This window comes from Ensifer sp. YR511 (assembly GCF_900103045.1).
GTDB lineage: Bacteria > Pseudomonadota > Alphaproteobacteria > Rhizobiales > Rhizobiaceae > Ensifer > Ensifer adhaerens.
In genome coordinates, this window is record NZ_FNGR01000001.1 from 301,366 (window position 1) to 321,827 (window position 20,462).

Annotated in this window: 17 protein-coding genes and 1 riboswitch; of the genes, 8 read left to right on the forward strand and 9 right to left on the reverse strand. The window is 63.4% G+C overall.

Annotation, left to right across the window (positions count from 1 at the left end; all coding sequences use genetic code 11):
- Positions 1-64: 64 nt before the first annotated feature.
- Entirely contained in the window at positions 65-1,129 is a 1,065-nt protein-coding gene (gene cobW / locus BLU15_RS01420; RefSeq protein WP_034788267.1) for a cobalamin biosynthesis protein CobW, read from the reverse strand.
- Positions 1,130-1,132: 3 nt separating this feature from the next.
- Positions 1,133-1,657 carry a bifunctional adenosylcobinamide kinase/adenosylcobinamide-phosphate guanylyltransferase gene (cobU, locus tag BLU15_RS01425; RefSeq protein WP_034788264.1) on the reverse strand — a complete coding sequence of 175 codons (525 nt, stop codon included), beginning with the start codon at positions 1,655-1,657 and terminating at the stop codon, positions 1,133-1,135.
- A 134-nt stretch (positions 1,658-1,791) separates the two neighbouring features.
- A riboswitch (cobalamin riboswitch) is annotated at positions 1,792-2,250 on the reverse strand.
- A gap of 202 nt (positions 2,251-2,452) precedes the next feature.
- Here cobU and BLU15_RS01430 point away from each other — a divergent pair.
- Positions 2,453-3,034, forward strand: coding sequence for a cation efflux transmembrane domain-containing protein (locus BLU15_RS01430; RefSeq protein ID WP_090294006.1), 582 nt, complete (start codon positions 2,453-2,455; stop codon positions 3,032-3,034).
- Between the two features lie 38 nt (positions 3,035-3,072).
- Here BLU15_RS01430 and BLU15_RS01435 read toward each other — a convergent pair whose 3' ends face one another.
- Complete coding sequence (locus tag BLU15_RS01435) at positions 3,073-4,530, reverse strand: cobyric acid synthase (RefSeq protein WP_090294426.1); 1,458 nt, start codon at positions 4,528-4,530, stop codon at positions 3,073-3,075.
- Between the two features lie 250 nt (positions 4,531-4,780).
- On the opposite strand from BLU15_RS01435, the gene BLU15_RS01440 reads away from it, so the two are divergent.
- The 4 genes from BLU15_RS01440 to BLU15_RS01455 all read left to right on the forward strand — a co-directional run bounded on the left by BLU15_RS01440 (position 4,781) and on the right by BLU15_RS01455 (position 8,949).
- The gene (locus tag BLU15_RS01440) at positions 4,781-4,924 is read left to right on the forward strand and encodes a hypothetical protein (RefSeq protein ID WP_089044242.1); all 144 of its coding nucleotides are present in this window, start codon (positions 4,781-4,783) and stop codon (positions 4,922-4,924) included.
- 783 nt (positions 4,925-5,707) lie between these two features.
- A complete protein-coding gene (locus BLU15_RS01445) occupies positions 5,708-6,706 on the forward strand; it encodes an ABC transporter substrate-binding protein (RefSeq protein WP_034788254.1) in 999 nt (332 codons plus the stop codon).
- Between the two features lie 292 nt (positions 6,707-6,998).
- Positions 6,999-7,910 (forward strand): ABC transporter permease, encoded by a 912-nt coding sequence (locus BLU15_RS01450; RefSeq protein WP_034788251.1) that lies wholly within the window; start codon positions 6,999-7,001, stop codon positions 7,908-7,910.
- Entirely contained in the window at positions 7,903-8,949 is a 1,047-nt protein-coding gene (locus BLU15_RS01455) for a quaternary amine ABC transporter ATP-binding protein (RefSeq protein WP_060520608.1), read from the forward strand. The genes BLU15_RS01450 and BLU15_RS01455 overlap by 8 nt, the downstream gene beginning before the upstream one ends.
- A 292-nt stretch (positions 8,950-9,241) precedes the next feature.
- Here BLU15_RS01455 and BLU15_RS01460 read toward each other — a convergent pair whose 3' ends face one another.
- A complete protein-coding gene (locus tag BLU15_RS01460) occupies positions 9,242-10,108 on the reverse strand; it encodes a D-alanyl-D-alanine carboxypeptidase family protein (RefSeq protein ID WP_089044198.1) in 867 nt (288 codons plus the stop codon).
- 365 nt (positions 10,109-10,473) lie between these two features.
- Here BLU15_RS01460 and BLU15_RS01465 point away from each other — a divergent pair, with 365 nt between their 5' ends.
- Both BLU15_RS01465 and bmt read left to right on the forward strand, forming a co-directional pair.
- A complete protein-coding gene (locus BLU15_RS01465) occupies positions 10,474-11,832 on the forward strand; it encodes an O-antigen ligase family protein (protein ID WP_090294008.1) in 1,359 nt (452 codons plus the stop codon).
- 65 nt (positions 11,833-11,897) lie between these two features.
- Positions 11,898-12,914, forward strand: a complete 1,017-nt coding sequence (bmt, locus tag BLU15_RS01470) for a betaine--homocysteine S-methyltransferase (protein ID WP_090294010.1) — start codon at positions 11,898-11,900, stop codon at positions 12,912-12,914.
- 88 nt (positions 12,915-13,002) lie between these two features.
- Here bmt and BLU15_RS01475 read toward each other — a convergent pair whose 3' ends face one another.
- From BLU15_RS01475 to BLU15_RS01485, 3 genes are all read right to left on the reverse strand, one after another.
- Entirely contained in the window at positions 13,003-14,970 is a 1,968-nt protein-coding gene (locus BLU15_RS01475) for an acyltransferase family protein (RefSeq protein WP_090294011.1), read from the reverse strand.
- 168 nt (positions 14,971-15,138) lie between these two features.
- Positions 15,139-16,269, reverse strand: coding sequence for an aminotransferase class I/II-fold pyridoxal phosphate-dependent enzyme (locus tag BLU15_RS01480; protein ID WP_090294014.1), 1,131 nt, complete (start codon positions 16,267-16,269; stop codon positions 15,139-15,141).
- A 104-nt stretch (positions 16,270-16,373) separates the two neighbouring features.
- A complete protein-coding gene (locus BLU15_RS01485; RefSeq protein WP_090294015.1) occupies positions 16,374-17,009 on the reverse strand; it encodes a helix-turn-helix transcriptional regulator in 636 nt (211 codons plus the stop codon).
- Positions 17,010-17,214: 205 nt separating this feature from the next.
- On the opposite strand from BLU15_RS01485, the gene BLU15_RS01490 reads away from it, so the two are divergent.
- Positions 17,215-17,562, forward strand: a complete 348-nt coding sequence (locus BLU15_RS01490; RefSeq protein WP_090294017.1) for a hypothetical protein — start codon at positions 17,215-17,217, stop codon at positions 17,560-17,562.
- A 257-nt stretch (positions 17,563-17,819) separates the two neighbouring features.
- Here the strand turns inward: BLU15_RS01490 and BLU15_RS01495 are convergent, their stop codons facing one another.
- Together BLU15_RS01495 and BLU15_RS01500 are read right to left on the reverse strand one after the other, a co-directional pair.
- Positions 17,820-19,862, reverse strand: a complete 2,043-nt coding sequence (locus BLU15_RS01495; protein WP_246807034.1) for a vWA domain-containing protein — start codon at positions 19,860-19,862, stop codon at positions 17,820-17,822.
- A 2-nt stretch (positions 19,863-19,864) separates the two neighbouring features.
- The gene (locus BLU15_RS01500; protein WP_090294020.1) at positions 19,865-20,392 is read right to left on the reverse strand and encodes an RNA polymerase sigma factor; all 528 of its coding nucleotides are present in this window, start codon (positions 20,390-20,392) and stop codon (positions 19,865-19,867) included.
- Positions 20,393-20,462 lie beyond the last annotated feature (70 nt).

Consider the following 20,462-nt stretch of genomic DNA (forward strand, 5'->3'; position numbering starts at 1 on the left):
AAAGCGTTCTCCATCCGGAACTGCATCATTTCAATGCGTTAGATCATTTCATTCAAAGAACGATCTACACGAGCGCGGTGATCGCAGCGCGCACCGCCGCCTCGTCCATGTCGTGCAGGCCGATGACGACGAGGCGCGTACCGCGCTTTTCGCCAGCGCCCCAGGCGCGGTCGTAATATTGGTCGATGCGGGCGCCGACCGCCTGGATCAGGAGGCGCATCGGCTTGCCGGGCACGTCTGCAAAACCCTTGAGGCGCAGAACGTCGTGCTCCGCGATTACGCCCTTCAGGCGATCGATGAAGGCGGCCGGATCGGCGATCGAACCGAGCTCGACGACGAAGCTGTCGAACTCGTCGTGATCGTGCTCCTCACCTGCCTCGTGCTCCATCTCGTGATGCGACTTGCGGTTGGCGATATCGCTTTCCGTGCCGACACCGAGGCCAAGCAGGATGGCAGCGGCGACTTCGCCGTTCTTCGCCTCGATCATCGTCGGCTTGCGGCTGGTGCGCGAAGACACCTCGTCGCGCACGGCCTTGAGGCCGGAGGCATCGATCAGATCGGTCTTGTTGAGAACGATGAGATCGGCAGCCGTCAGTTGATCCTCGAACAGCTCCTCGATCGGGCTTTCGTGATCGAGATTGTCGTCCTCGACGCGCAGCGCATCGACCTTGTCGTGGTCGTCGGCAAAGCGGCCAGCGGCAACGGCGGCGCTGTCGACCACGGTGACGACGCCATCGACGGTCACTTCGCTGCGGATATCCGGCCAGTTGAAAGCGGCGATCAGCGGCTGCGGCAGGGCAAGGCCCGAGGTTTCGATGATGATGTGGTCAGGGCGGTTTTCACGCTCGAGCAGCTTCGTCATGGTCGGGATGAAATCGTCAGCCACGGTGCAGCAGATGCAGCCATTGGTAAGCTCGATGATGTCGTCCTCGGTGCAGGCCTCGGCACCGCAGCCCTTCAAGACATCGCCGTCGACGCCGAGATCGCCGAACTCGTTGATGATCAGCGCGATGCGCTTGCCGTCGGCGTTCTGCAGCAGGTTGCGGATCATCGTCGTCTTGCCGGCGCCGAGGAAGCCGGTGATGACGGTCGCCGGGATCTTGCCCTGGTTGGCTCTCGCAGTGGTCATGGATCAACCCTTCATTTTCAGCGGCAAACCGGCCGCGACAAAGTAAACTTCAGCGGATTTCTCCGCAACGATCTGGTGAAGCCGGCCGGCATGGTCGCGAAACTCGCGGGCCATGCGGTTCTCGGGCACGATGCCGAGGCCGACCTCATTGGAAACAAAGACGAGGCGCGCCCGCGCCTCAGGCAGATACGCAACAAGGGCGGCGAACTCCGCCGTCATGTCGCGCTCTTCCAGCATGAGATTGGTTACCCATAGCGTCAGGCAGTCGATCAGGACCACATGGCTGGGATCATCGATGCGTCTGAGGATGCCGACGAGATCGAGCGGCTCCTCATGCGTCGTCCAGCCCTCGCCGCGGCGCGTCCGGTGATGGTCGATGCGCTCGCGCATTTCGTCGTCCCAGGCGCGGCCCGTGGCGACATAATGCATGGTGAAGCCGGACGCTTCGACGAGCCTCTCGGAAAAGCTGGACTTGCCGGAACGGGCGCCGCCAAGGACCAGCACGGGCCCGGCGCTGAGACTGCTCATCGTGGCTGCCTCAACATTCCCAAATCAGCCGTCGGTGGCAAAAGCCATCGGACGCGCCACGGGCGCGTTCTTGAAAACATCTGCGAGCCAAAACAACCTCCGTGATGGCGTTGGAGACAAAAGTCCCCTCGGGCGGAATGCCCGTGCCGGATGGCAGGTCTCCTGGCTCACGGCGTCACGGGCCGAACATCGCCTCGCCCTTAAAGGGCAAGGTTCCGATGTCAGGGCCCGAGCGGCCCGCCTCACCTTCCCGGCGTCTTTCCGGTGCCACAGCGAACCTTTGCGCGTCGTCTCCGACGCATGGGTGCTGTGAGGGACATCGTGAAAGGCGGACGATTCGTAGAAGAAGAGGCGTCCAAACCCGGCTGATCACGATGCCACGCCAGTGGCTTTTCCGGCTTGATCCCCGACCTGCCCCGATTGCCCGTGCAACCGGCCGACAGCCCGGCACCAAACCCGATGGCGAACCCTGACCGTTCTACAGTCGCGGGGTCGGCTGCGATAAGGATGCCCGATTTGGGTCCATCCGTCACATTCCCAATTATTCCCCCAGATCGCCACGACAAGGGGGAACCATCCAACACCTGATGATTAGGAAGCGGGCAGCCCAAAGTCAATCGACGCATGCGACGCCTCCCCGGCCGAGTTGCGCCACGCGACGATTTGTCGGGCGTCAGGCACGACGGCGGTGTGAGCGGGACCGATGTCGAAACCTAATGCTATGGATAGCAACCTGCTGCTAACACGTGTGTCAAAGTGCCGGGGGCGAATCTCGCCAGAAAAGGAACTTTTCGAGTGGATACCGACCTGCGCCGCGTCGTCCTCATCGTCTCCCTGTTGAACCTCGGCTATTTCGGGGTCGAACTCCTTGTCGCGCTTTCCATCGGCTCGGCGTCCCTCATGGCCGACAGCGTCGACTTGCTCGAAGACGCCTCCGTCAACATGCTGATTTTCTTTGCTCTGGCCTGGACGACGCGAACCCGCGCGCGAGTCGGCCTGGCGATGGCGTTCATTCTGCTGGTACCGGCGCTGGCCTTCCTTTGGACGGCCTGGGCGAAGTTCATGGATCCGGTCCCGCCAGAGCCCTTTGCCCTGTCCCTGACCGGACTTGGGGCGCTGGTGGTCAACCTCTTCTGCGCCTATCTGCTCGTCGCCTACCGTCACACGAGCGGCAGCCTCACGCTGGCAGCATTTCTCTCGGCCCGCAACGATGCCTTCGCCAATGTGGCCATCATCGCCGCGGGTCTGGCGACAGCCTACCTGTGGCAGTCGGCCTGGCCGGACCTGATTGTCGGCTTGGGGATTGCCCTGATGAACCTGGATGCCGCGCGGGAAGTCTGGGAAGCCGCAAGCGAGGAGCACGATGTCGCAGCGTAGTTCCCCCGGGGACCTGCTGGCTGACCCTTGCCGCGTCCCTAGTGCCTGAGCAACTCGTCCAGCCAGCGACGATCGAGCACAGCCTCCAGCTCGTTCGCGACATCGTCGAGCGCCGCATCGACCGATTGGCGGTAGTTGTTGGCGCCGCCTTCGATGCCGAAACTCTTGAGCAGCGCGCCGCGATAGGCGTCGCTGGTGAAGAGCCCATGCAGGTAGGTGCCCATCACGCGGCCATCGGCCGAAAGGGCGCCGTCGGCGCGATTGTCGATGCGCACCGACGGCCGGCCACAGTCCGCACCTTGCGTCTTGCCAAGATGGATTTCGTAGCCTTCGAGCGCCACATCATGCTCCAGCGACCAGGCGCGGCTGTTGCGCACCGTCTTTTCCGGCGCCATCTCGGTCTCGACCTCGAGCAGCCCGAGACCCTCGACCGCACGTTCGCCGCCCTCGATGCCGAGCGGATCGGTGACGCGCCGGCCGAGCATCTGGTAGCCGCCGCAGATGCCGATGACCCGGCCGCCCCGGCGCACATGACGTTCGAGGTCACGGTCCCACCCTTGCGCACGGAAATCGATGAGGTCGCCGATGGTCGACTTCGACCCGGGAATGACGACGAGGCCAGCGTCTGCCGGAATGGGACTGCCAGGCCGCACGAAGACGAGATCAATCTCCGGTTCGGCGGCGAGCGGATCGAGGTCGTCGAAATTGGCGATGCGCGACAGCACCGGGACGGCAACCTTCAGCGCCCGCCCCTCGCCGCGCGTCAGCTTCTCCAGTACGACGGAATCTTCGGCAGGCAGGCGTGCCGCCGCCTTCAACCACGGCACGACGCCGAAGCAGGGCCAGCCGGTGTAGCCGCCGATGGCGGCAATGCCGTCGTCGAACAGCGTGACGTCGCCGCGGAACTTGTTGATGAGATAGCCGGTCACCATGCGCCGGTCTTCCTCGGGCAGGATCGCATGCGTGCCGACCAGCGAGGCGATCACCCCGCCGCGGTCGATGTCGCCGACCAGCACGACCGGCACGTCGGCCCGTGTCGCAAAGCCCATATTGGCGATGTCGCCGGGCCTGAGGTTGATTTCGGCCGGCGAGCCGGCGCCTTCGACCACCACGAGATCGGCACCGGCCGATATTTGTTCGAAACTCTCCATGACGGCGCCCAGCAGCTTGGGCTTGAGCGCCTGATATTCCCGCCCCCTAGCCTGCCCGGCGACCTTGCCCTGAACGACGATCTGGCTGCCCACGTCCGACTGCGGCTTCAGGAGCACCGGGTTCATGTGCACCGACGACGACACGCGCGCGGCCAGCGCCTGCAGCCATTGCGCGCGGCCGATCTCGCCGCCGTCGTCGGAAACGGCGGCGTTGTTCGACATGTTCTGCGGCTTGAACGGCCGGACCTTCAGGCCCTGATTGGCGGCAAGCCGGCAGAGCCCCGCCACCAATACCGATTTTCCGACATCCGAGCCGGTTCCCTGCAACATGATCCTGCGTGTCATGCGGCCATCGGTAACACTGAAACGGGCAGCGGCAAAGGTCTGTTTCGACACGATTTCGCCGCAATTGACAAAGCCCTTTCACGCATTGTTTCGCGCTTTCGCAAGGCTTGTCGAAAATGTCGCGGCCGATAGCCAGAATGCGACATGGCGTGGCGAGTTTGGCATTCAATTTTTTGCAGCGCACTCCTATATCAGCGGCATAGCAACACGCCCCGGAGGATAGGCCTCCGGCCTCTCAAGGTTCATGTCCATGCTGTATATTTTCAGCAAGCCCAATTTCGTTCAGATCGCCTGGAACTCGAAGGTTCCGTCCAGCCAGTCGCGCGTACGCAACCTCGTCGTCGACGCGCCCTTCGGCCCGCTCGGCGTCATCCGCACGTCGAACGTCGGCTAACGCCAGCGATCGGGGCGGAAGCCCCTTCGAGCTCTCCTCCCAGAGCCTCCTCCACCGCCCCTCCGGGGCGGTTTTTTTATGTCCGGCATTGGCCCTGAAATGCGAAGGCCGCATCAACCTCTTCAAGAGGGATGCGGCCGCCAAAAAACGCCTGGTCACTTCGGAAAAACACACCGAAGGTTCGCTCAAAGTCCGGGACGCACAAACCTGATCCGGACCGGCGGCAGTCCCCCGCCGCGAGAAGAACAATTAGCTGGACATCGTTACCGGATGGTTAGTGAGGATTTAACCAAAGATGAATTCCGGACTTTTTTGTAAATTTTTCGCGACATGCGCGCCATTTGGCGTGACGCAATCACGACAGGAAACGTCAGGATCTCGACAGGGTTCTGAGGTCCGTGGCGCCCAGCGCCATTTTTTGCGGCAAGAATTGTCGCTATTGCTTAAATTCGGGGTCTCTCACGCACAAAATACGCGCTTCGGCGATGTCGCAGACAGAACGCACGAGACCCCGTCCTTCCCGGTCAACCGATTGAAGAGGTTGATTTCTCAGCGAGAAACCTTAGGCTTGGTTTGCGGTATAAGAGGAGATTGGCTGGCGACAGGGTTCCGCGGCCAGGGCTGAATACGAACTCCCGCACCGTCCGCAGCAAGGGTGAACCTTGGCTTGTTTGATGCCGAACCCCCGGCTGCATCGTTGTTTCGGGTGACGGAGGATGTCGCGTCCGCCGTGGATTCCCGTTTGGATCTTGGCTGCAAAATAAGACTGGGAGGTCTTGCAACATGAAGAAACTCCTCGCTTCCACCATTCTCGCCGCTGGCCTCTATGCCATGGCGGGTTCCGCGCAGGCCGCGGAATGCGGTGAAGTCAGCATTGCCGAAATGAACTGGGCTTCTGCCGGCGTCGCCGCCCAGGTGGACAAGTTCATTCTGGAGAACGGCTACGGCTGCACGGTGACGCTGGTCACCGGCGACACCATGCCGACCTTCGCTTCCATGAACGAAAAGGCGCAGCCCGACATGGCGCCGGAACTCTGGGTCAACGCCGTGCGCACGCCGCTCGACGCTGCGATCAAGGAAGGCCGTCTCATCGAAGCCGCCAAGATCCTGAGCGAAGGCGGCGTCGAAGGATGGTGGATCCCGAAATTCCTCGCCGACGCGCACCCGGACATCAAGACGGTGCAGGACGCGCTGAAGCACCCGGAACTCTTCCCGGCACCGGAAGACTCGTCGAAGGCCGCCGTTCACAATTGCCCGTCCGGCTGGAACTGCCAGGTCTCGACCGCCAATCTCTATCGCGCGCTGAACGCGGAGAAGGACGGCTTCCTGCTGGTTGATACCGGCTCGGCTGCCGGCCTCGACGGCTCGATCGCCAACGCGTTCGAAAAGAAGACCGGCTGGCTCGGCTACTACTGGGCACCGACCGCCATCCTCGGCAAATACGAGATGACCCGCCTCTCCTTCGGCGTCGATCACGACAAGGCCGATTGGGACGCCTGCACCGCCGTGCCGGATTGCCCGAGCCCGAAAGTCAATTCCTACCCGGTTTCCGACGTTTACACCGTCGTGACCAAGTCCTTCGCCGACAAGGCGAGCGTCGCCATGGACTACGTCAAGGCGCGCAAGTGGGACAATGGCACCGTCAACAAGGTTCTCGCCTGGATGGACCAGAACCAGGGCACCAACGAGGACGGCGCCAAGCACTTCCTCGCCGAGTTCCCGGATATGTGGACACAGTGGGTGAGCCCGGAAGTGGCCGAAAAGGTCAAGGCAGCGCTCTGACCGAAAATGACGGCAGGCGGACCGTGGAATCGGCCGCCTGCCCGTTCCGGTTTTGATGCCGGGACAGGGAACGATGGGGCGTCCTTGCGGGTTTCGTTTGAACGTTCATCGTCTCAGAGGCGGCGAACCGGGAGCCTTCGCGTCGCTATCAGGTAAGCGGATGACACATTTCGCTGCCACAGTTTAAGTGCCGGGACCCAAAGAGGTCACCCAAGTGTGCGCCGTCATCGAGCCTTTCGATGCCGAGACGCGGCCGGCTTAAAAAAAACTTCCGGCCAAGAAGGGGAAACAAATGGCCTCCATCTGCAGTGTCTTGCCAGCGTTGCTCTGCAAGTTCCCTGCCATTGACGAGAGCACGATCCGGCTCGCCCGCAAGGCTGTCGATGATAGCTTCAAGGGCTTCGTGCGATCCTATGGTAACGCCATCGACACGGTGGTCCAGCCGCTTCAATGGTTCCTGAACTACCTCGAAAGCCTGTTCGTCGGCTCCCCCTGGATTGTGATCCTGGCGGCGATGACCGCGATCGTCTATTTCGGCAGCCGCAACATCAACGTCACCATCGGCACCGCGCTGTCGATGATCGCCATCGGTCTTGTCGGGCTTTGGAATGACACCATGGTCACGCTCGCCATGGTCACCGTCTGCACACTGATCTCCATCCTCATCGGCATTCCGATCGGTATCCTGATGGCGCGCTCGGACCGGGTGCAGTCCTTCGTCAATCCGATCCTCGACGTCATGCAGACGATGCCGAGCTTCGTCTACCTGATCCCGGTCGTCATGATCTTCGGCATCGGCAAGGTGCCGGGGCTGATCGCCGTCGTCATCTACGCGGTGCCGCCGATGATCAGGCTCACCAATCTCGGCATCCGCCTCGTCGACAAGGAAGTGCTGGAAGCGGCCGACGCCTTCGGCTCCTCGACCTGGCAGAAGCTGAAAAACGTGCAGATGCCGCTGGCGTTGCCGACCATCATGGCCGGCATCAACCAGACGATCATGATGTCGCTGGCGATGGTCGTCGTCGCATCGATGATCGGCGTCGGCGGCCTCGGCAAGAACGTGCTGCAGGCGATCGCCAACCAGTTCTTCACCGTCGGCTTCCTCAACGGCTTTGCCCTTGTCGGTATCGCCATCATTTTCGACCGTACCAGCCAGGCCTTCGGCAAGCGGCTGCAAAAGCACTCGGAGGTTATCCATGGCTAGTCACGCGATCGAGGTGAAGAACCTCTACAAGATCTTCGGCCCCCGCGGCGTCGACTTCGTCGATGCCGTCAAGAAAGGCATGGGCAAGGCCGAGCTCAACGAGCAGCACGGCCACGTGCTCGGCCTGCAGGACATCAACATTTCCATGCCCGCCGGCAGCGTCATGGTGGTCATGGGTCTCTCGGGCTCCGGCAAGTCGACGCTGATCCGCCACATCAACCGGCTGATCGACCCGACCGCCGGCGAAGTGCTCTATGACGGCGTCGACGTCTGCAAGATGAACGACAACGATCTGCGCGAATTCCGCCGCCACAAGACGGCGATGGTGTTCCAGAAGTTCGCGCTGCTGCCGCACCGCACCGTGCTCGACAACACGGTCTACGGTCTCGAAATCCAGGGTGTGGAACGCAAGGAGAGCGAGAAGCGCGCCCGCGGCTGGATCGAGCGCGTCGGTCTCAAGGGCTTCGAGAACCATTACCCGAACCAGCTGTCGGGCGGCATGCAGCAGCGCGTCGGTCTCGCCCGCGCGCTGACCAACGATGCCGACATTCTCTTGATGGACGAAGCCTATTCGGCGCTCGACCCGCTGATCCGCGTCGACATGCAGACGGTGCTGCTCGACCTGCAGAAGGAACTGAAGAAGACCGTCGTCTTCATCACCCACGACCTCGACGAGGCGCTGCGCCTCGGCGACAAGATCGCGATCCTGCGCGATGGCCGCGTGGTGCAGCAGGGCACCGGCCAGGAAATCGTGCTGTCGCCGGCCGACGACTACATCACCGCCTTCGTCAAGGAAGTGAACCGCGGCCGGGTGATCAATGTCGAGACGATCATGCGGCCGATCTCCGGCAATGCCGAAGGCGTGCCGCTTGCAACCGGCACGGTACTGGAATCGGCGGCGCGCACGATGACCGCTGCCCGTGTGGGAACCGCCCACGTGGTCGATGAAAACGGCCGCCCGATCGGCGCCCTCGACCTTTCGACGGTCATCGCCGCGATGGTCACGCCGGTCAGCCACGAGGATCGCGCTGCGGCTTGAGACAAGCGATGATTGGGGCAGCGACCGACGCGGCCCCTCATCCGCCAGCCGGCACCTTCTCCCTCCCCGTCATGACGGAGAGAAGGGATTTGCGGCGATGCCGCGCTCCCAATCTCTGACAGGCTGCCCGGCGGTCAGTGCCCGACGACATCCTATCGTTTTCCCGACCTCATCATGGCCGCCTCTGGCGGCGGCCAAGCGACGGACGGCGAACGTCAGCCCTCGTCCCCTCGCCCCGCCTGCGGGGAGAGGGTTAGGGTGAGGGGCAAACCTCAGAAAGTGGTCGGAGAGATCAGTTCGTGGTGGTCGTCGCCGCTGCAGCAGCCGGTTCAGTGACGCTGGCAGCGCTTGCGTCTTCCTTCGGCGGCAGGAACTTGTCGAGCAGCGCGATCATGTCGTCGTCGCGCGACTGCGCCGTCTTGCCGCCCATGACGACGGCGACGAGGCGGGTGTCGCCGCGCTTGGCCGAGGTCACGAGATTGTAGCCGGAGGCGTCGGTGTAGCCGGTCTTGATGCCGTCGACGCCTTCGTAGCGCTTCATCACGCCGTTGTGACCGCGCAGCTTCATGCCACGAAACTCGATCGTCTTGTTGGCGAAGAGCTGGAATTCCTGCGGAAAGTCGCGCATCAGCGCGAGGCCGAGCGTCGCCATGTCGCGCGCCGTCGTCACCTGGGCCGGGTCCGGCAGGCCGTTGGCGTTCTTGAAGACGGTGCTGGTCATGCCGAGCGTCTTGGCCTTGCGGGTCATCATCTGGCCAAAGGCGGTCTCGTTGCCGGCGAGCGTCTCACCGATAACGACGGCTGCGTCATTGGCCGAAAGCACGACCATGCCCATGACCGCTTCGCGCACGGTGATCTGGCGACCGGCGCCGACGGCAAGCTTGAACGGCTCCAGGCTGTTTGCGTGCTCGGAAACCGTCAGCTTCTGGTCCCATTGCAGGGTGCCGCTGCGCAGCGCTTCGAAGGCGAGATAGATCGTCATCATCTTCGTCAGCGACGCCGGGAAGTTCAGCTCGTCGGCATTGTCGGCCTCAAGGATCGAGCCAGTGTCGGCGTTGACGACAAAATGGGCCTGCCCGGCGGCGGCAAAGGATGCGCTGCCAAGCAGCAGGCTTACGGAGACCGCCGCGGACGCGACCATACGGATAAGGGACTGCATATCGTGTTTTCTCGTTTCGACGCTATCGAACGACCTCGGAACGAAAATCGAGATCGAATTATGGAAGACGGACCGCGAAATACGGCAAGGGCCGCGTTTTCCACACGGCCAATATACCCTAGCCTTTTAAGGGCATGGCGACCGGGCGGCAAGCACCTGCGGCAATCGGCGCGCAAATATCGGGACCGGTAATGCCGCGCCTGCCGATCCCGCCCGGGCGGCTCGTCCACCGTTTCACCGAGGTTTAACCTGATTGCGCCAAGGTGCGGATCTCCCAAGGCCGGCCCTGTCCGAACGACAGGACCGCCCGGGGTCATGATCACCGATGCCGAACCGCGTCCCAGTCATTCGTTTTTTAAGCCGCCATGCACCCGAACACAGCCACGGCAGACACCTCCACCGCGCGCCAGCGCGTGCCGGAGGCGTTCGATGCCGGGCTGGCGGAACTCGTCAACGGCCTTGCCGCGCTGCTTTCGGGCCTTGGTCTGTTCCTCATCGTCTTCACGCTGATCCCGTTTCAGGGCGCGGTGACGACGGATCCGAACGCGGCGAACGAAGGCAACATCATCAACCAGGTCGGCTACCTGGTGCTCGGCGCGGTCTATCTCTTCGCCATGCTGCTCACCGTCGACCGCCGGGTGCTCGCCCGCCTCGTCTCTCCGGCCTGGATCGCGATCTTCGCCATCGCCTACCTCTCCTGCCTGCAGTCCTATGACCCGGCCGCCTCCGCCCGCGGCCTGACGCTGAGCCTCGTCGCCATGATCATGGTGGCGGGCGTGCTGGTGCTGCCGAAGAGCGAGCGCGATTTCGTCAACGCCGGCGCCAATGCGATCCTGCTTCTGATCCTGATCGACTACGCCGCTCTCTTCGTGGCACCCGACCGCGCCATCCATTCGGTCTTCGGCGACGAGCCCTGGCATGCCGGTTTCTGGCGCGGCCACCTCCTGCACAAGAACGTCTCGGCGCCGGTCTTTTCCATCCTCTGCATGTTCGGCATTTATTGCCTGCGCGCCGGCGCGCCGCTTCGCGGCTGGGCGATCACGCTGCTGGCGGCCAATTTCGTGCTGCACACCGGATCGAAGACGACGATCGGATTCCTGCCGATCGCGATCGGCCTCGTCTTTGCCGGCCGCGCGGTGCGCAGCCCCGGGCTGATGATCCTTGCCCATCTCGCCATGTCAGTGCTGGTCTTCGGCCTGACGCTCGGTACCATCTATTCCGACACGCTGCTTTCGATCACCAAGGGGCTGATCGACGATGCGACCTTCACCGGCCGCGACGACATCTGGAAATTCGCGAGCGCCAGCATCGCCGAGCGCCCCTGGCTCGGCCAGGGTTATGCGAGTTTCTGGCTGTCGCCCGTGATCATTGGCATGGAGGCGAATTTCGAGGCGAGCTGGGACGTGCGCGGCATCGTCACCGGCCACAACAGCTATCTCGACGCGGTGCTGATGTTCGGCCTGCCCGGCGGCATCCTCATGACCACCCTGCTTTTCGTCAAACCGCTCTTCGACTACGCACGGGCCTATCGCCGACCGCAGGGCCGCATCTTCGCCGATTTCTGCGTCATGGTGGTGATCTTCATGACCTACAACGCCATGCTCGAAAGCTTCTTCCTCAATCGCGCCGATCCGATGTGGCTGCTGACGGCACTTGCCGTCTTCGGCCTTGGGCTCGCCGGCCGCATGAGCATGCGCGCCGAACCGGAAGCCTCCCGTCGCTGAACGCTTGCCAAGACATAAAGATATCTTTATATCTTGTTGCAATCTATTCTAGCCGGGAAAAACCGATGACCGCAGCCTCCAATGCCCTCTCCGCTCTCATCGCCGAAAAAGGCGTTCTTCTCGCCGACGGCGCCACCGGCACATCGCTCTTTGCCATGGGCCTCGAAGCAGGCGAAGCGCCGGAACTCTGGAACGAAACGAAGCCGGAGAACATCACCAAGCTGCACCAGGATTTCGTCGACGCCGGCGCCGACATCATCCTCACCAACACCTTTGGCGGCACCCGTCACCGGCTGAAACTGCACCAGGCCGACGACCGCGTGCATGCGCTGAACAAGCGCGCCGCCGAGATCGCCCGTGCGGTTGCCGACAAGGCATCGCGCAAGGTCATCACCGCCGGCTCCGTCGGCCCGACCGGCGAACTCTTGATCCCGCTCGGCGCGCTTTCCTATGAAGATGCGGTTGCCGCCTTCGTCGAGCAGATCGAAGGCCTGAAGGCTGGCGGCGCCGAAGTCGCCTGGATCGAGACCATGTCCTCGCCGGACGAGATCCGTGCGGCCGCCGAAGCGGCCGCCAAGGTCGGCCTTCCCCACGTCTATACCGGCTCGTTCGATACCGCCGGCAAGACGATGATGGGGCTGCATCCGAAGGACATCCATGGCGTTGCCACCGAGTTCGGCGACGGCCCGGTCGCCGTTGGCGCCAATTGCGGCGTCGGTGCTTCCGACATTCTCTCCTCGCTGCTCGACATGACGGAGGCAGCACCCGAGGCGACCGTGATCGTCAAGGGCAATTGCGGCATTCCGGAATTCCGCGGCTCCGAGATCCACTATTCCGGCACGCCGCCGCTGATGGCCGAATATGTGCGCCTTGCGGCCGATGCCGGCGCCAAGATCATCGGCGGCTGCTGCGGCACCACCTGCGGCCACCTCGCCGCCATGCGCGTCGCACTCGACGAACACGTGCGCCGCGAACGCCCGACGCTCGACCTGATCATCGAAAAGATCGGCCCGCTGCGCAACAAGACCGCCAACGAAACGGCGGCCGCGCCTGCCCGCGAGCGCCGCAGCCGCCGCGCCTGATCAAGCCAGGCAAGGCAAATCGACAAGCAAACGCCCCGGCATCGAAAGATCCGGGGCGTTTTGTTTATGCGTCGATGTGGCGGCTGTCTTAAAGCGCGGCGTTGTCGAAGGCCTTGGCGTCCGTTGCCCGCTCAGCCACGGGCCTGCCCTTCGCCGCCTCGATGAAAGCTCGGTAGAAATCGAAGGCGCGTCCCATCTGGCGGGACCCTTCCTTGGAGAAGTGCCCGAAGTCCTCGAAGAGCGCGACGCCCTTGTCCTCGATTTTGCAGCTGTCGTCGTCGCAGAGATAGTCCATGAAGCTGACGACGGGATACTCGTCGGCGATATCCGCAACCACGTTCAGGACATCGCGGTCATATTCGCGAACGGTCTTTAGCACCGGCTCGCAGTGCCGGTCCGACAGGCCGAGCAGACGCGCTCTTGCAACGCAGAGCCCGGTATCGCGGCCGTCATGCGGCGTCGGCGCGACGAAGACGGGTTCGAAGCCGTTCGAGCGCAGCCAGGCAAAGGTTGCCCGCAGGCCGTCGATGAGAAGCTTCGTCTCGGTCGTCACCTCGCTGCGGCCATCGACCAGCACCTTCTCCTCCTTCAGGTACTGGCTGAGCTGCGAGGACAGAACGACGTAGCGGATCGACCGGTTGGCAAGCAGGAAACGGCGGACCTCTTCGTTGTAGCGGGCGCAATCGTCGGACCAGTCGCGACCGAGCCGCGGCATGATCGGCGACAGGTTCAAAAACGGCCCGCAATTATTCTTGGCAAGCTGCACTAGTCGCACGTCCGGCTTCGACGCGATAATGCCGTCGACGAGGTGCCGGGCGAAGGAATCCCCCCAGACCGCGACCTCGGGTTTCGGGTTAGAGGCGCAGCGCAGGTCGGCGACGGCATCGCATTTCTTGCCGAGGCCGACGCTCGGCTCCGAAAGCTGCGCAAGTTCGCGGTTCCGGGCGGCGAGACCGTCCGAACCGTCGAGCGTGAAGCCGAAGGCGATCGCCGCCGATCCGGCCGCAAGCGTGGCGCCAAAAACCGCGCGACGGCTGAAGCGGCCCGGCTTGCGGAAGGGCTGCTCGACGAGACGCCAGCTGAGATAGGCAAGTACGAAGCAGAGCGCGATCAGGAGCGCGTAGCCTTCGGCCGGAATGTCCTCGATCGACCGCAAGCGCGCGAAGGCAAAGACCGGCTGATGCCAGAGATAGAGGCTGTAGCTGATGAGCCCGATCGCGACCAGCGGCTTCAGCGACAGCAGCCGGCCGACGACGGTATCGCTGCGGCCGAAGGCGAGAACCAGCGCGGTCCCCAGCACCACCGGCACGGTCGTCCAGCCGGGATAGAAGGCCGATTCCACCACGAACAAATAACTCGCGACGATCGCCAGCAGACCGAGGGCTGACAGAAGCTCGCGGCTGCCTTTCGAAAGATCGAGCTTTTCGACGCCGACGAGCGCAAGCAGCGCACCGACGCCGAGTTCCCAGAACCGGCTTGGCAGCAGGTAGAAATTCGCAGCCGGGTCCAGGTTCGCAAAGACCTGGGTCGCCGCAAAACTCAGGAGCACGAGTGCCGCCACCACCTTCAACAGCGTTGCCCGCGAGAAGCGGTGAAGCAGCAAAAGCAGAAGCGGGAAGACCAGATAGAACTGTTCTTCGACCGCCAGCGACCAGGTGTGCAGCAGCGGCAGCAGCGCCGTGCTCGGCGCGAAATAGCCGGTCTGGTCCCAGAAGAAGAAATTCGAGGCGAACAGGTTCACCGCATAGAGGCTCTTGCCGAAGCTGTTGAGTTCCTCCGGCAGCATCCACATCAGCGCGAAGGGAATAGAGACGGCGCAGACCAGGAGCAGCGCCGGTGCAAGGCGACGGGCACGCCGCTCGTAGAAGCGCGCGATGCTGAAGTTCCCGTCGCTGATCTCGCGGCGGATGATCGCGGTAATGAGATAGCCGCTGATGACGAAGAAGACATCGACGCCGGCAAAGCCGCCAGAGACAAGGCCGAAATCGGCATGGAACAGGAGGACCGGGACGACGGCAAGCGCGCGCAGTCCATCGATTTCGGGTCTGTATTGCATCAGCAGAGGAAACACTCGGTGGCGGGGGCCGCTCGTTAACACAATCTTGACAATGGAACCATTGTCGCGCGGTCCGTATCCACATGCGTGCGTTCCAAGGCTCCCGGGGCATACGCCCGGGAGCGGGACCTGCGGGTAACTAGCAGGCCGAAGATGGCGACACTGGGGCTATCGCCGAATATGCCGGCGCCAGGCATCGAGCCCGACCTCGATATCCTTGCGGCCGAAACCGACGCGGAAGCGATCGGCGGCGACCGGCAGCAGATCGGATACGAAGAGGCTCGACGGCAAGAGCAGCACGCCAGCCTCCTCCACCAGCCCCCGGCAATGGCTCTCGACGCCATCGGCGCCGAGATAGCGGGCAAAGCCGACGCAGCCCCCGTCAGGTGCCCGCCACTCATAGAGATGCGGGAATTCCGCAAAGAAGGCGCCGAGCCTCTCGAGATTGGCGGCAACGAGCGCCCGGTTGCGATCGAGGATAACGGCACGCCCCTTGAGCGCGATTGTCGCCAGCACTTCCGACGGCCGCGAATTGCAGATCGACAGATAGTGCTTCATCTTCTCCATGCGTTCGAGAAGCGCATGGTCGCGGCAGGCGATCCAGCCGATCCTCAGCCCCGGCAGGCCATAGGCCTTGGACATGACATTCAGCGAGATTCCACGGTCAAAAAGTTCGGCCGCCTGCGGCAGGCGCAGCGAGGCGTCACGCTCCAGCCCGCGATAGACCTCGTCGCTGAAGAGATGAATGCCGCGCTCCGCGCAGAGCTTGGCGAGCGCCGCGAAGGTTTCCTGGTCGGCAATGGCGCCGGTCGGATTGTTGGGGAAATTCACACAGATCAGCTTCGTGTTGGGTTTCAACGCCGCACGCACGTCGGCGATATCGAGCCGCCAATTGTTCTCTGGGCGAAGCGGCACGCCGGTCACCGCGCCGGCGATCGTCACCGGAAGGGTCTCCATCGACTGGTAGTTCGGCACCGTCACGATCGCGTGGTCGGCCGGCCCGAGCAGCGCCAGCATGGCGCAATAAAGCCCCTCCTCCGCGCCGGCAAAGCAGAGGATATCGGCAGCCGTCAGCCCTTCATAGGTCGCAGCGATCGCTGCCCTCAGCGCCGGTGCGCCATAGGTCTCGGTATAGCCGAGCGTGATGTTGTCCCAGGCGGCGCGGTCCTCCGCGTCGGCAAGCGCCAGAAGATCGCTCATGCTGGTCGTCTGGCTGTCGCTCGCGGTCATATGGTGGCGGGCGCTGAACTCCCAGCGGGAGAAATGGGTTTCGAGCCGGAAATCGGGCAAGGTCGTCATGGATATTTCCTCCTCTCGCGGCTGAGGAGCACGCGAACGGTTATGGGTCAGGCAAATCCGAAGAGCCGCGAAGCGGTCTCTGTCCGAAATATTGCGCGCAGCAATCAGGGCGCCTCGCCGCGGGCCGCAGCGAGATAGTTGTAGATCGACGCGCGCGAGGCGCCGATGAGGCTGGCAAGGTGATCGACCGCGTTGCGCGTCTGGAAGAGGCCGCGTTCGTCGAGCGCTGCCACCAGCGCCACGCGATCGCCGCGCTTGAGCGCCGAGAGCGCCAGCCCCCGCTCCTTCAGCCAGCCATGCAGGGTCGCGTTGATCTCCTCGCGCCAGTCGCGCGAAAACAGCGCCTGCGGCTTCGGCTGCTCGGCGCCGGCGAAAGCCGAGAGCAGCTTCACCGCCTGATCGATCATCGACATGTCGAGATTGATGCAAAGCAGGCCGACCGCGTCGCCCGTCCCGTCGCGCAGAACGGCTGAGATCGACTTGAAGCGCCGGCCATCCCCGCCGGTCTTCTCATAGGGACCAAGCACTGCGTCAGTGCTGCCGAGGGCTGAAAATTCCTCTTCGATCAGCGAGTCTTCGCCGACCGCGCGACCGGAGAAACAGTTCCAGATCCCCGCGATCGTACCGGTTCGGAGATCGTGCAGCACAACCTCCCCATGCGGATAAAGAAGCGCGCTGATCGCAGCCGCCGTCGGCGCGTGCGTTGCAAGGATCGAGTTGAAGGCGGGTGCTATGGTCATGGCTCGCATATGCCCACACTTGGACCATTTGTCAATATTAGACTATATGTTCAACACCTGCATATTCGCCACCGCTTGCGCACCCGTGACCGCTGGCCTATCCCCAATGAAAGAGAGATTCGCTGCTTGCAGCGGTTCAACGTGCCACACCGCGCCCTTGCGTCCCGCAGAACGCACCGCGCGGCCGCAGACGGGAGACAGTGACATGAACGCCGGCCCAGCCTCCATTCCCAGCCGGGACACCGTCGCCGAAAAGTTCGGGAGTTTCAGCGAAGCCGACCAGTCCTTCCTGCGCCTGCTGATGGAAAACCCCGAGCAGGACGAGCGCCTAATGGACGGCCTCTACCGCCACCTCGACATCGCCTCGGAGGCGAAGTTCCTGAATTCGCTGAAACTCGAAAAGCTCGGCCAGTGGCTCGGCAGCCATGCACCGGCGCGGCTGCAGATGCGCCTGATGGAAGCCGGACGCTCCAGCCAGCATGCGGCCTACCAGGCGTTCAAGGCGGGCCTGTCGAAAGCCGGTGGGCTGGAACGCGCCTTTCCGAAGGCTTGAGGCGACAGGGGATCGACGCTCGCGCGTGACGGGTGCCCCTCACTGTCCTGCCGGACATCTCTCCCCGCAGGCGGGGAGAGAGCCGCTAGGCGCACCCTCCGGTGCCAGGCCTCAACGTCAGCGACAATCTCAGCCTTCACGATGGGCGAAACGGTTGCCACTTGTTCCCCTCTCCCCGTCATAACGGAGAGAAGGTGCCGGCAGGCGGATGAGGGGCAAACCCTGACCACGCGGTTGAGGGCTGCCCCCACCCGACATCACTTGCCGGAACCGCCGAGCCCCTTGGAGAGCCGCACCAGATTGACGAATTCGCTGCGATAGCCGAACGGATCGGCGCCCTTGGCGGCTGCGGCGAGATCGATGACTGCGTCATAGGAATAGTCAGCGAGCGCCGTCACGCCTGCAAGCTTCTGCCCGAAGGCCGCCACTGCCACCGAGAAGCGCACGTCATTGGACGCCTCGGCGAGCGACGGCACCGCATTCGCCTCGGTCACCGGCGTGGTGATCAGCTCGCTCTTGTCGCCGTCCGGATTCTTGTAGCGGATTTTCAGGAAAGCAAGTTCGCCGCTGTTCGGGCTTACCTCTGCCACCGACTTTTCCGCCTCTGCATAGCGCAGGTCGTCGTTGAGCACCGCTGGGCTGCCCTTCGGCGTCACCTCGTAGATCGCCGTCACGCTGTGACCGGAACCGATGTCGCCGGCGTCCACCTTGTCGTTGTTGAAGTCCTCGCGCTTCAAGGCGCGTGTCTCGTAGCCGATCAGCCGGTATTCGGCGATCGCGGCCGGATTGAACTCCACCTGCAGCTTGACGTCCTTGGCGATCGGGAAGAGCGAGGACCCCGCCTCCTCCACCAGCATCTTCTGCGCCTCGGCCAGCGTATCGATATAGGCGGCCGTGCCGTTGCCGTTCTGGGCGATCGTCTGCATCAGCGCGTCGTTATAATTGCCGCGGCCGAAGCCGAGCACGGAGAGGAAGATGCCGCTTTTGCGCTTCTCCTCGATCAGCCGCTTCAGGTCCTCGTCGCTCGACGGGCCGACATTGAAGTCACCATCCGTCGCCAGCATGATGCGGTTGACCCCGCCCTTGACGAAGGCCTTCTCGGCAAGCCCGTAGGCCGCGTCGATGCCTTCCGCACCGGCGGTCGAGCCGCCGGGCTGCAAGGTATCGATCGCAGCGAGGATCTTTGCCTTGTCCTTGACCGCCGTCGGCTCCAGCACGGTTCCGGCGTTGCCTGCGTAGGTGACGATCGATACCGTATCCTCGGGCTTCAGCTTCTCGACCAGCAGCCGGAAAGCGCCTTTCAAGAGCGGCAGCTTGTCGGGCTCGTCCATCGAGCCCGATACGTCGATCAGGAAGACGAGGTTCGCCTTCGGCGCTTCCGCCGGCACGACGTCGTAACCCTTGATCGCCACATGCATCAGCCGCGTGCCGCCATTCCACGGCGTCGGCGTCAGCGTCACCGTCGCCTTGAAGGGTTCGGCAGCGCTTGCCGGCCTCGGCCAGTCATAGGGAAAGTAGTTGACCATCTCCTCGACCCGCACGGCGTCGCGCTCGGGCATCTGCCCTTCCATCAACGAACGGCGCACGAAAGCATAGGATGCCGTGTCGACGTCGACCGAGAAGGTCGAGACCGGATCGGTCGCAACGCTCTTCACCGGATTGGCGTCGGCCTTGCCGAAGCGCTCGCGGTTTTCCACGGGTGCCGGCTGCATCTCATCCTGAATCGTGGGCGCCGGCAGGTATGTCATCTGCGGCTGCGCACCGCCGACGGCCGAGAGCGGAGCAACGCTGTCGCGCGCAACACTGTTGGCCATCGCATCGGCCTGCGCAGCAGGGGCCGCAACCTCGCTCTCGGCCTCGACGGTCGCGAGCGCCTCCACGGTTTTCGCTTCCTGCTGGCGCGCGCGTTCGTCGGCGGCCGCCTTCCTGGCGGCGACCTGGGGCTCCGGCTTTTGCCGCGCCTCTTCCTTGGTGAGTTCACCCTTCAGCGCGATCTCCTGCGCAGGCTCGCCGAAGGGCGCACCGTCGCGCGTGAGTTCAAACGTCAGGAAAGCGGCGGCGGGCACGACGAGAAGGGTTGCCAGTGCCGATCCGGCGAGCAGTTTCCGGTTCATGATGGGGCTCCATATCCGGTTGAAGATGGAGCTTTGACGAACCGGCCGAACCGATCCTTGGGTGGCATTCGAATTTTCTTGCTGCTCGTCGAAGGCCTGCATGGCCGAGGCGAGCGCACGGGCGCGCGCTTCCGCAGAAGCCTTCGGCGGGTTCATCCGGCCAAGCTTTTCGAAATCGTCGCTCATGGTCACACTGCCTCCTTGCCGAGCAATGTCTTCAGACGCTTGCGCGCTTCATGCACATGCCAGGATATGGTTGCCTCCGAACAGCCAAGCACGTCGGCGGCCGCCGCATGGCTCAAGCCTTCGGCATAAACGAGCAGCACCGCATCGCACTGCTTTTCCGGCAGTTCCCGGACCGCGGCCCAGAGCGCCTCGCGCTGCTCTTCGTCGGGATCCTGAGGGGGCGCTGCCGTCGCCTGTTCGCTGGCATAGGCCTGCATGCGGCTGATATCGCGCACCTGCCGCCGCCTATGGTCGCGCGCGGCGTTCAGCGTCAGCGTATAGAGCCAGGTGCGAAACCGGCTGGTGCCGCGAAAGCCGCGAATGGCGGCACCCAGCCGCAGGCAGACATCCTGGGCGATGTCCTCTGCGTCAGAGATGTTTCCGGACCATCGCCAGGCGACCGCATGGACAAAATCATAGTGTCGCTCGACCAGCTGGCCGAAAGCCTGTCGGTCTCCATCCACCGCCTTTTCGACGAGTTCAGCGTCCAAATCCGTGCCCGCCCTCACCTCATTTGAACCTTAGACGTTGCAGGCTGCCCGTTCCTTGGGTGGGCGGCAC

Excerpts from the sequence above, each read along its gene's own strand:
- cobW (WP_034788267.1), bottom strand. The coding sequence starts at position 1,129 with ATGACCACTGCGAGAGCCAACCAGGGCAAGATCCCGGCGACCGTCATC.
- cobU (WP_034788264.1), bottom strand. The coding sequence starts at position 1,657 with ATGAGCAGTCTCAGCGCCGGGCCCGTGCTGGTCCTTGGCGGCGCCCGT.
- BLU15_RS01435 (WP_090294426.1), bottom strand. The coding sequence starts at position 4,530 with ATGACACGCAGGATCATGTTGCAGGGAACCGGCTCGGATGTCGGAAAA.
- BLU15_RS01440 (WP_089044242.1), top strand. The coding sequence starts at position 4,781 with ATGCTGTATATTTTCAGCAAGCCCAATTTCGTTCAGATCGCCTGGAAC.
- BLU15_RS01445 (WP_034788254.1), top strand. The coding sequence starts at position 5,708 with ATGAAGAAACTCCTCGCTTCCACCATTCTCGCCGCTGGCCTCTATGCC.
- BLU15_RS01450 (WP_034788251.1), top strand. The coding sequence starts at position 6,999 with ATGGCCTCCATCTGCAGTGTCTTGCCAGCGTTGCTCTGCAAGTTCCCT.
- BLU15_RS01455 (WP_060520608.1), top strand. The coding sequence starts at position 7,903 with ATGGCTAGTCACGCGATCGAGGTGAAGAACCTCTACAAGATCTTCGGC.
- BLU15_RS01460 (WP_089044198.1), bottom strand. The coding sequence starts at position 10,108 with ATGCAGTCCCTTATCCGTATGGTCGCGTCCGCGGCGGTCTCCGTAAGC.
- BLU15_RS01465 (WP_090294008.1), top strand. The coding sequence starts at position 10,474 with ATGCACCCGAACACAGCCACGGCAGACACCTCCACCGCGCGCCAGCGC.
- bmt (WP_090294010.1), top strand. The coding sequence starts at position 11,898 with ATGACCGCAGCCTCCAATGCCCTCTCCGCTCTCATCGCCGAAAAAGGC.
- BLU15_RS01475 (WP_090294011.1), bottom strand. The coding sequence starts at position 14,970 with ATGCAATACAGACCCGAAATCGATGGACTGCGCGCGCTTGCCGTCGTC.
- BLU15_RS01480 (WP_090294014.1), bottom strand. The coding sequence starts at position 16,269 with ATGACGACCTTGCCCGATTTCCGGCTCGAAACCCATTTCTCCCGCTGG.
- BLU15_RS01485 (WP_090294015.1), bottom strand. The coding sequence starts at position 17,009 with ATGACCATAGCACCCGCCTTCAACTCGATCCTTGCAACGCACGCGCCG.
- BLU15_RS01490 (WP_090294017.1), top strand. The coding sequence starts at position 17,215 with ATGAACGCCGGCCCAGCCTCCATTCCCAGCCGGGACACCGTCGCCGAA.
- BLU15_RS01495 (WP_246807034.1), bottom strand. The coding sequence starts at position 19,862 with ATGAGCGACGATTTCGAAAAGCTTGGCCGGATGAACCCGCCGAAGGCT.